At 62.4% G+C, this 9,878-nt stretch carries 10 protein-coding genes; 7 read left to right on the forward strand and 3 right to left on the reverse strand.

Annotation, left to right across the window (positions count from 1 at the left end; translation table 11 throughout):
- Positions 1-472: aldehyde dehydrogenase family protein (locus tag G7020_RS23140; RefSeq protein WP_181084570.1), on the reverse strand; the 472-nt coding region annotated here is incomplete at its 3' end.
- 415 nt (positions 473-887) lie between these two features.
- On the opposite strand from G7020_RS23140, the gene pqqA reads away from it, so the two are divergent.
- The 6 genes from pqqA to G7020_RS23170 all read left to right on the forward strand — a co-directional run bounded on the left by pqqA (position 888) and on the right by G7020_RS23170 (position 4,858).
- Positions 888-962: a pyrroloquinoline quinone precursor peptide PqqA gene (pqqA, locus tag G7020_RS24410; RefSeq protein ID WP_181087187.1), complete on the forward strand. Its 75-nt coding sequence runs from the start codon at positions 888-890 to the stop codon at positions 960-962.
- A gap of 59 nt (positions 963-1,021) precedes the next feature.
- Positions 1,022-1,315 (forward strand): pyrroloquinoline quinone biosynthesis peptide chaperone PqqD, encoded by a 294-nt coding sequence (gene pqqD, locus G7020_RS23150; RefSeq protein WP_181087179.1) that lies wholly within the window; start codon positions 1,022-1,024, stop codon positions 1,313-1,315.
- Positions 1,284-2,429 (forward strand): pyrroloquinoline quinone biosynthesis protein PqqE, encoded by a 1,146-nt coding sequence (pqqE, locus tag G7020_RS23155; RefSeq protein ID WP_181087180.1) that lies wholly within the window; start codon positions 1,284-1,286, stop codon positions 2,427-2,429. Before pqqD ends, pqqE begins: the two co-directional genes overlap by 32 nt.
- An 84-nt stretch (positions 2,430-2,513) precedes the next feature.
- The gene (locus tag G7020_RS23160) at positions 2,514-3,011 is read left to right on the forward strand and encodes a urate hydroxylase PuuD (RefSeq protein ID WP_181087181.1); all 498 of its coding nucleotides are present in this window, start codon (positions 2,514-2,516) and stop codon (positions 3,009-3,011) included.
- On the forward strand, positions 2,992-4,101 hold the full coding sequence (gene serC / locus G7020_RS23165) for a 3-phosphoserine/phosphohydroxythreonine transaminase (protein WP_181087182.1): 1,110 nt from the start codon (positions 2,992-2,994) through the stop codon (positions 4,099-4,101). The genes G7020_RS23160 and serC overlap by 20 nt, the downstream gene beginning before the upstream one ends.
- Entirely contained in the window at positions 4,094-4,858 is a 765-nt protein-coding gene (locus G7020_RS23170; RefSeq protein WP_181087183.1) for a phosphoserine aminotransferase, read from the forward strand. Before serC ends, G7020_RS23170 begins: the two co-directional genes overlap by 8 nt.
- An 81-nt stretch (positions 4,859-4,939) precedes the next feature.
- On the opposite strand, the gene G7020_RS23175 is transcribed toward G7020_RS23170, so the two are convergent.
- Positions 4,940-6,715, reverse strand: coding sequence for a PQQ-dependent methanol/ethanol family dehydrogenase (locus tag G7020_RS23175; RefSeq protein WP_181087184.1), 1,776 nt, complete (start codon positions 6,713-6,715; stop codon positions 4,940-4,942).
- 284 nt (positions 6,716-6,999) lie between these two features.
- Here G7020_RS23175 and G7020_RS23180 point away from each other — a divergent pair, with 284 nt between their 5' ends.
- A complete protein-coding gene (locus tag G7020_RS23180) occupies positions 7,000-8,238 on the forward strand; it encodes an ABC transporter substrate-binding protein (RefSeq protein WP_181087185.1) in 1,239 nt (412 codons plus the stop codon).
- A 205-nt stretch (positions 8,239-8,443) separates the two neighbouring features.
- Here the strand turns inward: G7020_RS23180 and G7020_RS23185 are convergent, their stop codons facing one another.
- Positions 8,444-9,631 (reverse strand): acetyl-CoA C-acyltransferase, encoded by a 1,188-nt coding sequence (locus G7020_RS23185; RefSeq protein WP_181087186.1) that lies wholly within the window; start codon positions 9,629-9,631, stop codon positions 8,444-8,446.
- Between the last annotated feature and the right edge of the window lie 247 nt (positions 9,632-9,878).

Genomic DNA, 9,878 nt, shown 5'->3' on the forward strand with positions numbered 1-9,878 from the left:
CCACACCCAGCGGCTCGTGGAAGTGGTACGCGGCGGTGTGCTCGTTGATCTCGGCGGCGCTGCCCTCCTGGGCGCGCAGGCAGCCGGCGAAGTAGCGGAAATGGTCGGCGGCCAGCGGGATGTCGGCGTTGAGGGTTTCACGCACGGCCTTGCCGTTGTCCCAGGTCTCGGTAACGGCGAGCTTTTCCAGGTTGGCTTCGATGCGGTCGGCGATCTTCAGCAGGATCAGCGAGCGCTCCTGAACGGACGTCTTGCCCCAGGCATCGGCGGCGGCGTGGGCGGCATCCAGGGCCTTGTCTATATCCTCGGCACCGGAACGCGGGAATTCGCCGATCAAGGAGCCATCCACCGGGCTGGTGTTGGCGAAGTACTCACCCTTCACGGGTGGCACGAACTCACCTGCGATGTAGTTGCCGTAGCGAGGCTTGAGGGAAACGATGGCGCCTTCGGTACCGGGTTGGGCGTAAATCATGAGCGGCCTCTCTCTTTCACTTGTTGGAGCCTGACCGGGATATGGACAGGGCATGGAGCGATCTTAGGCAGCCCGAGTCTCTCACCGGAATGCACCCTAGGACCAGATGCCGTCCTCATTTGGTAGTAGACGCGAAGGCTTTGGCCCGGCGCGCAAAAGCAACCCAGGCAAACTGAAAGATAGCCCCACTTCTTCTTATCCGCCTGAAAAAAACCGAGCAATTTAACGCCAATTACCCAGACGCAATTGACCAACGACAAGAACGCCCGCCAAGCATGAAAATAATTAACAAAATCAAGCCACACACTACCAACTGAGCACGAAAACACTTCCAAAGTTGTATTAGTCAATGCCTTCAAGCGTTCTAGCTTCCAGTTGCAACATCCCATCCGGAACTTATTGAAGGAGATACGACATGCAGTGGATCAATCCTGAGTTTTGCGATCTGCGCCTGGGCTTTGAAGTAACGGCGTACGTCTACGTTCGCTAAATGAAAAGGCCTGCATGTCCAGCAATTACGGCCATGCAGGCTCTCTCGGGAGAGCAGCCATGAAAGAAATACGCATCTGTTCCCAGGACATCTACGAGATACGTCCACCCTTCATGTTTCGCTGGGAAGCGTCTCAGCAGGCTTATGTCCTTCTATATCCAGAAGGCATCGTGAAGTTGAATGAGACCGGCGGGCAGATTCTCAATTTCTGCGACGGACAGACAAGCGTCGAAGAGTTGATTGGCAAACTTGCAGTGATGTATTGCGCATCGGACCTGACCGCCGTACGCAGCGGCGTCATGAATTTTCTGGAGGTATCCCATGGCAAAGGCTGGATCCGAATTAAGGCTTGATGGCAGCGGCAACCCGGTCTGGCTGTTGCTGGAACTGACTTACCAGTGCCCGTTGCAGTGCGTGTTCTGCAGCAATCCCAGGAATTTTGCCGACTATCGCAAGGACGAGCTGAGCACCGCTGAATGGATCGACGTGATGAGCCAGGCGCGTGCCCTGGGCGCTCTGCAGATCGGTTTCTCCGGCGGCGAGCCGACGTTGCGCAAGGACTTGGAAACCCTGGTTGCCGAAGCCGACCGCATGGGCTACTACACCAACCTGATCACCTCCGGCCTCGGCCTGACCGAAGCGCGCCTGCGCGCGTTGAAAGCAGCCGGCTTGCGGCATATCCAGCTGGGATTCCAGTCCACCGATCCGGGCGTCGCGAAGCAGCTGGCGGGGGTCGATGTCTGGCAACGCAAGCGCGACATGGCGCGGCTGATCAAGGCCATGGATTTTCCGATGGTGCTCAACGTGCCCATCACCCGGCAGAACATCGCGCAGGTGCCCGACATCATCGCCTTCGCCGCCGAGCTGGGTATCGAATACCTGGAGCTGGCCAACGTGCAGTACTACAACTGGGCGCTGCTCAACCGCGAACAGTTGATGCCCACCCGCGCCGAACTCGAACGGGCCGAGGCACAAGTCCGCGAAGCCCGTCAGCGCCTCGGCGATCGACTGACCATTTTCTTCGTGATTCCCGATTACTACGAAGGCCGCCCCAAGGCCTGCATGAACGGCTGGGGAGCGATCCACCTGACCATCTCGCCCAATGGCGATGCGCTGCCCTGCTCCCAGGCCGCCAACTTCAAGAATCTGACGTTTCCCAATGTGCGCCGGCAGCCGCTGGAGAAGATCTGGCACGACTCGCCCGTATTCGACCTGTATCGCGGCGACGCCTGGATGCCGGAACCCTGCCGCAGTTGCGACGAGAAGGAAAAGGACTTTGGCGGCTGCCGTTGCCAGGCGCTGCTGCTGACCGGCTCCGGCGACAACGCCGATCCCGCGTGCAGCAAGTCGCCCCATCACCACCTGATTCGCCAGGCGGTGGAGCTGGCACAGCGTCCGGCACGCCCGGATGAAACCCTGATACCACGGCATGCCAGCCAGGGGGTGGATGTTGAAACTACCCCATGACGCCTTTGCCGGCACGCTAAGCGCTGGCATCGGCCTGACACTGCTCTGCTATCTGCTGCTGCGTTACCTGGTCTAGGAGCCAACATGTCTTTCCCCGATCTGCTGGCCCGCTATGCCCACCTGCTCTTCGCGCTGGTCTGGGTCGGGCACAACTACGCCAATTTCGTGCAGAACCCCAGGTTCACCCCCCTGCACAACGGCATAGACGTCGCGACCCTGAACCGCGATCTTGAAGCACGCATGAAGCGCGAACATGGCATCTTCCGCTACGCCTCGCTGGTGGTCTGGCTCAGCGGCCTGTTCATGCTCTGGCAGCGCGGCTGGCTGGTCGATGCGCTGCTGCTGCAAGGCCCGCTGGCGGCCATCGGTCTGGGCGCCTGGCTCGGCACCCTGATGCTGCTGAACCTGTGGCTGGTGCTCTGGCCGCACCAGAAGAACCTGCTCGGCTTCGTCCCGGCGACCCTGGAGGAACGCATTCGCTGTTCGCGAATCACCTTTCTGTCCTCGCGCAGCAACACCATCCTGTCCTTTCCCGTGTTGTTCCTGATGGCGCTCTCCGGTCATGGCCTGCATCTTCTATAAGGCCCCTGCACAGGCCGAGGCCTACAACTTCGCCGCCGGCCCGGCGATGCTGCCAAAAGCCGTTATCGAGCAGATCCGCCGGGAGCTGCCCGACTGGCAAGGCAGCGGCCAGTCGATCCTGGAGCAGCCCTTTACCAGTGATGCCTTCAAGACTCTGATGGCACAAACCGAGGCGGATCTGCGCCAGTTGCTGGCGATCCCGGCGAACTATCGGGTGCTGTTCCTGCAGGGCGGTGCAAGCGCCCATTTCGCGCTGCTGCCCATGAACCTGCTCGCCCCCGGGCAGAGTGCCGACTATCTGGAGAGCGGCCACTGGTCACGCAAGGCGATCGCGGAGGCGCGCCGCCACGCCCCGGTGAATGTCATTGCCAGCAGTGCCGATAGTGGTTTTCAGACCATCCCTTCCCGCCACCAGTGGCGTCTCGATCCGCAGGCGGGTTATTGCCACGTCACCAGCAACGAAACCGCCAATGGTCTGCAAATGCAGCATTTCCCCGAACTGTCGGTGCCACTGGTGGCGGACATGACCTCGGACTTTCTCACCCGACCGATACCTGTCGAACGCTTCGGGGTGATCTACGCCAGCGCCCAGAAGAACCTGGGCGTCGCCGGGCTCTGCCTGGTGATCATTCGCGACGACCTGCTCAGGCCGGCCAGAGCGGGACTGCCATCACCTTTCTCTTACGCCTTGCAGGCACAGCAGCACAGCCGCCTGAATACACCGCCGACGTTCGCCCTCTACTGCATGGCGCTGATGCTTCGCTGGATTCAGGACCAGGGCGGGCTGGAACGGATAACTACCGCCAGCCTGGAAAAAAGCGCACGCCTCTACGACTTCATCGACGCCAGCCGGCTCTATCGATGCCGGCAGCGCGTGGACGATCGTTCGCGGATCAATCTCTGTGTTCATCTGCGCGATGAGCGCCTGCTGGAGCCCTTTCTCGCCCAGGCCGAACGCGAGGGCCTACACAACCTGCGCGGGCATACGGTCGTCGGTGGTATTCGCGCCAGCCTCTACAACGCCATGCCACTGGCAGGCGTCGAGCGCCTGCGAGACTTCATGGCCGAATTCGAACGCCGCCATGGCTGAGCCGGCGATCCATGTCATGGGCCTGGCGTTTCCGTCCGTACTGGGCATCGCCGCCGGTTTCGACCCGCTCGGCCAGTTGGGCAGAAGCGTTTCGGCGGCAGGTTTCGGTTTCACGGAGATCGGCAGCCTGGATGCGGCAGCGCTGCCAAGCGAATTGGCCTTCAACCAGCAAGGCAGCGCACGCCTGGGCATCAACCTGAGACTCGACCCCAGCCGCTCCGATGCGCAGCTGTGCCAGGGACTGGCCCGCGCCTGGGCGCACGCCGACTACCTGATGCTCAACCTGATCGGCCCCGGTAGCGAGGTGCTGCTCGATAGCCGGGAGCGCCCTCGCCTGCGCCGCCTATTGAGCGAGCTTCTGCATCAGCGGCACGATCTGGAGCAAACCACGACACGCCATGTACCGCTGGCCGTAAAGGTGCGCAGCCTGCCGGGGCAGATTCCGCTGGAGCTGGCGCAGCTGCTCCTCGAACTGGGTTTCGACGGCCTGCTCGCCGCCCACGACCCCGGCCCGCCCGCGACTCGCCAGCGTTATCTGGATTGGCAAAACCCTGCACACCAGGAACAGGCCTGCCGGCAGATCGAGGCCTTGCAGCGGCTGTGCGCACAGGACATGGCGCTGATGTCGGTGGGTGGCATCCAGACCCGCGAGCACCTCCAGGCACGCCTTGCCGCCGGAGCCGGGCTGGTGCAGGTACACAGCGTGCTGCTCCAGCAAGGGCCATGGTTTGCCGGCAACCTGCTGAGCCAGTCGTGAATCATTCGCGGAACATAAAACGGCAGAATGCAAAAGGCCGGCTGAATAAGCCGGCCCTTTGCCCTTACCGCACGCTTGTCATCAACGCTTGGCGACGAGATCCTTCGGCAGCTTGAAGGTCCAGACCATACCGCCCTGGTTGAAGTCCTTCACGCGCTTGGCCACTTCACCACCCCACAATGGAACCGCGCCACCCCAGCCGGACAGTACGGAGACGTACTGCTCACCGTCCATTTCCCAGGTGACCGGGGAGCCGACGATGCCGGAGCCGGTATTGAACTCATAGAGTTTCTTGCCGCTCTTGGCATCGAAGGCCATCAGGTAGCCTTCCGGGTTGCCGGTGAACACCAGGTTGCCCTTGGTCGTCAGCACACCGCCCCAGAGAGGCGCGTAGTTCTTGTAGCGCCAGACTTCCTTGCCGGTCTTCGGATCGATGGCGCGCAATACGCCAATGTATTCCTCGTTGAGCGGGGTGATGGTGAAGCCGGCCCCCAGATAGGCCGCGCCCTTCTTGTAGGCCACGTCCTCGTTCCAGATGTCCATGCCCCACTCGTTGGAGGGTACATAGAACAGGCCGGTATCCTGGCTGTACGCCATCGGCATCCAGTTCTTGCCGCCGAGGAACGACGGCGCCACGAACACCGATTTGCCCTTGTCGCCGCTGCCTGGAGCACCCGGACGGAATTCGTCGTTGTAGAGCGGACGACCGTTCTTGTCGAGGCCCTTGGCCCAGGTGATCTTGTCGACGAAAGGGAAGCCGCGGATGAACTTGCCGTTGGTGCGATCGAGTACGTAGAAGAAACCGTTACGGTCCGCGGTGGCGGCGGCCTTGATGGTCTTGCCACCTTCCTTGTAGTCGAAGGAGATCAGCTCGTTGACACCGTCATAGTCCCAGCCGTCATGCGGGGTGGTCTGGAAATGCCATTTGATCGAGCCATCATCCGGGTTCAATGCCAGACGGGACGAGGAATACAGGTTATCGCCGGGGCGCAGGTGCGAGTTCCACGGCGCAGGGTTACCGGTGCCGAACAGCAGCGAGTCGGTATCCGGGTCGTAATAGCCGCCCAGCCAGGGCGCCGCGCCACCCGTCTTCCACAGGTCGCCCGGCCAGGTCTTGCCGGCTTCGCCACCGGAAATGCCGTTGTCGACCTTCTTGCCATCCTTCATCACGAAGCCCATGTGGCCTTCGACCGTCGGACGGCTCCACAGCAGCTCGCCATTTTTCGCGTCGAAGGCTTCGATCTTGCCGACCACACCGAACTCGCCACCGGCAACGCCGGTGATGATCTTGCCCTTGACGATGGTCGGCGCGGCAGTGATGGAATAACCAGCCTTGTAGTCGGCGACCGTCTTGCGCCAGACGACCTTGCCGGTGTCCTTGTTCAGCGCGACCAGCTTGGCGTCTAGCGTGCCGAAGATCACCAGGTCGTCGTACAGCGCCACACCACGGTTGATCACGTCACAGCACGGCATGATGCCGTCCGGCAGGCGCGCATCGTACTGCCAGAGTTCATTGCCGGTGCGGGCATCCACGGCAAACACGCGGGAGTAGGAGCCGGTGAGATACATCACGCCGTCCTTGATCATCGGCTGCGATTCCTGGCCTCGCTGCTTTTCTCCCCCCAGGGAAAAGCCCCAGACCGGGCGCAGTTGGGTAACGTTTTCGGTATTGAGCGTATCCAGAGTGCTGTAACGCTGCCCTTGCAGCCCCAGCCCGTTGGTCACGATCTGATCGGTAGTCTTGGCGTCATTGAGGATGTCCTGCTCAGTGACGGCCCAGGCCGATACGCTGGACAGCGCGATGCCGGCGCATAACGCTGTCAATGCGAAGGGTTTGCGAAGACCGGTGTGCTTCATTGCGGCTACCTCTGCGGGTTCATTGTTATCGTCGCCGGGAAGTTTTCCCGGTCTGCTGCCGATTCTTGGATCAAGGCGCCATCACAACAATTGCCCGCAGTACCGATTTCCCTCCTTCCTTGGTAGCAATACCCCGCCCGAAGGCGCGAAAACCCTGCGTTTCGATGGCCCGGATGCCTCTCAACCCGCACCGAAGTCGCGGCTCATATGCCTGAAAAGACTATTTCGCGCACCCCGCACACCCCGTACAACAGCCCCTCCTCCGCTCACAAGGACACGGGGCCATGTTCCGCTCGCTCTTCCATTGCCTGCTGCTGACCCTTCTCGCCGCCGGCGCCCAGGCCAGCGAAACGATCCGTCTGGGGCTGAACTATCCCGGCACCGGAAATTACAAATCGGAAGGCCTGGAGTTGCGACGGGGCGCGCTGCTCGCTGTCGAAGAAATCAACCGCCGGGGCGGCGTGCTGGGCCAGCCACTCGAACTGATCAGCCGCAATTCCGCTGCGCGTGAAGAGAAAGCCCGCGCCAACGTCGATCGCTTCGCCGCCCAGGGGGTGAGCATGATTCTTGGCGGCGCCACCAGCGAAGAGGCCATCGCTGCCGGCAAGCGCGCACGGGAACTGGGGCTGCTGTATTTCCCGACGCTGGGCTATGCCAATGACATAACCGGCCGCGAAGGCCATCGCCATCTGTTCCGGGAGACCAACAGCGCCTGGATGAGCGCGCGGGTGCTGGGCGAATACCTCAGCTGGCACCTGCCAAACCGCCGCTACTACTACATCAGCCTCGACGATGCCTGGGGCCACAGCATGGAGCAGGCTCTGCGCGAAGCAACCAAAAGCCGGGATCGGGCGCGGCACGGCTATTCACGCATTCCGGCACACGGCGCACGGCGTGACGACTACCTGGCGGCGCTGAAGAAGGCCGAGGCCAGCAACGCCGATGTGCTGGTGGTCGTCCTGCTGGGACAGAATCTGGTGCAGACCATGCGCCTGACCAGCGATCTCCAACTCAACAAGCGCCTGCAGATCATCGTGCCCAACCTGACTGCCAGCATCGTCGAGCAGGCCGGGCCGCAGGTCATGGAGCACGTCATCGGCACCAAGGCCTGGACCTGGCGCGTGCCGGCGCAGACCGGCAGTGCAGAAGGGCAGGCTTTCGTCGAGGCCTATATCAGCCAGCACCAGGGGTATCCGGGCAGCACCGCCGCCTCGGCCTATGGCATCGTCCGACAATGGGCGGCTGCCGTGCAGCGAGCAGGCAGCAGCGAGAGCCAGGCGGTCATCGAAGCACTCGAAGATCATCGCTACAGCCTGCTCAAGGACGAACAGTACTGGCGCAGTTTCGATCACCAGAATGTGCAGAGCATCTATGCCGTGCGCGTGCGCTCGCGTAGCGAAATCATGCAGGACCGCTTCAAGCAGGACTACTTCAGCATCATCCACCGCCTGGACGGCGAACAGGCCGCGCCCAGCCTGGACGACTGGCAGCAGGAGCGTGGAGAAGAGCTGATGTTGCAGTGATCGCCTGGGTTATGCCTTCGGATCGTCGGATTACGCCTTCGGCTAATTCGACCTACAAATGGTTGGGCTTCGTAGGTCGGATCACGCTTTATCGATCCGACGGGCGGAGCTGAGGTTGTTCGTCGGATTACGCTTCGGATCGTCGGATTACGCCTGCAGCTAATTCGACCTGCGAATGGCTGGGGCTTCGTGTTGGATCGTGCTGTCAGCCAACCCGTTCGATGGCCATGGCCGTCGCTTCGCCGCCGCCGATGCAGATGGCCGCGATACCCTTGCGCAAGCCGCGCTCGCACAGTGCCGCGATCAGGGTGACGAGGATGCGCGCCCCGGATGCGCCAATCGGGTGGCCGAGGGCGCAGGCGCCGCCGTTGACGTTGACCCTGGCGTGATCCAGGCCCAGCTCGCGCATGGCGACCATGCTGACCACGGCAAAGGCCTCGTTGATTTCGAACAGGTCCACTTCATCCAGACGCCAGCCGGTACGCTCCAGCAACCGCCGGATGGCACCGATGGGCGCGGTCGGAAACAGGCCCGGTGCATCGGCGAATGCCGCATGGCCACGAATCACCGCCTGCGGTGTCAGGCCCAGCCGCTCGGCTTCGGCATGACGGCTCAGCACCAGCGCCGCCGCGCCATCGGAAATGGAGCTGGAGTTCGCCGCCGTGACGCTGCCGCCCTCGCGGAAGGCCGGCTTGAGCGTGGCAATCTTCTCCGGCAGCGCCTTGGGCGGCTGTTCATCATCACGAATCTCGCGCTGCTCGCGCCCCTGGGTAACCTGGAGCGGGACGATTTCTTCACTGAAGCAACCACTGGCGATGGCCTCGCGAGCGCGCTGCAGCGAGGTCAGCGCATAGGCGTCCTGCGCCTCGCGGGTAAAGCCATGGTGCTGCGCGCAATCCTCGGCAAAGGTGCCCATCAGCCGTCCCTTGTCGTAGGCGTCTTCGAGGCCGTCGAGAAACATGTGATCGAGCACCTTGCCGTGCCCCATGCGATAACCGCCACGGGCCTTCTCCAGCAGATAGGGTGCGTTGGACATGCTTTCCATGCCGCCCGCGACCACCCGTTCGACGCTACCGGCACGCAGCGCGTCGTGGGCCATGATCAGCGCCTGCATGCCGGAGCCGCACATCTTGTTCAGCGTGGTGCAGGTAGTGCCCTGGCCCAGCCCGGCAGCCAGCGCCGCCTGCCGCGCCGGCGCCTGGCCAAGGCCGGCTGCCAGCACGCAGCCCATCAGCACCTGCTGCACGCTGTCGGCAGCGACACCGCTGCGCTGCACCGCAGCACGAATGGCCGCCGCACCCAGCTGCGGTGCGCCGAGGCTTTGCAGATCGCCCTGAAAGCCGCCCATGGGTGTGCGCGCACTGCCCAGGATTACCACCGAATTGCTATCCATCACCTATCTCCCGACGCTATGTAAACCGTGGCCTGGATTAGCCGAAGGCGTAATCCGGGTGTCCGCAGGCGCAACCCGACAACCCCGTGCATAACCCTGCCTCCGCTCGTCGGGTCGATAAAGCGTGACCCGACCTTGTATCTCGACTGCAGCCTTTCAGGAGGTGATAGTCCCCGGCTGATCATCGGGGGAGAGAGTGCAAGTAGTACCCGCCCTTAAGCTTCGAGCTTGTGACGTAGATAACGCT

Origin of the sequence: Stutzerimonas stutzeri, assembly GCF_013522825.1 — a bacterium.
GTDB classification, from domain to species: Bacteria; Pseudomonadota; Gammaproteobacteria; order Pseudomonadales; family Pseudomonadaceae; genus Stutzerimonas; species Stutzerimonas stutzeri_AK.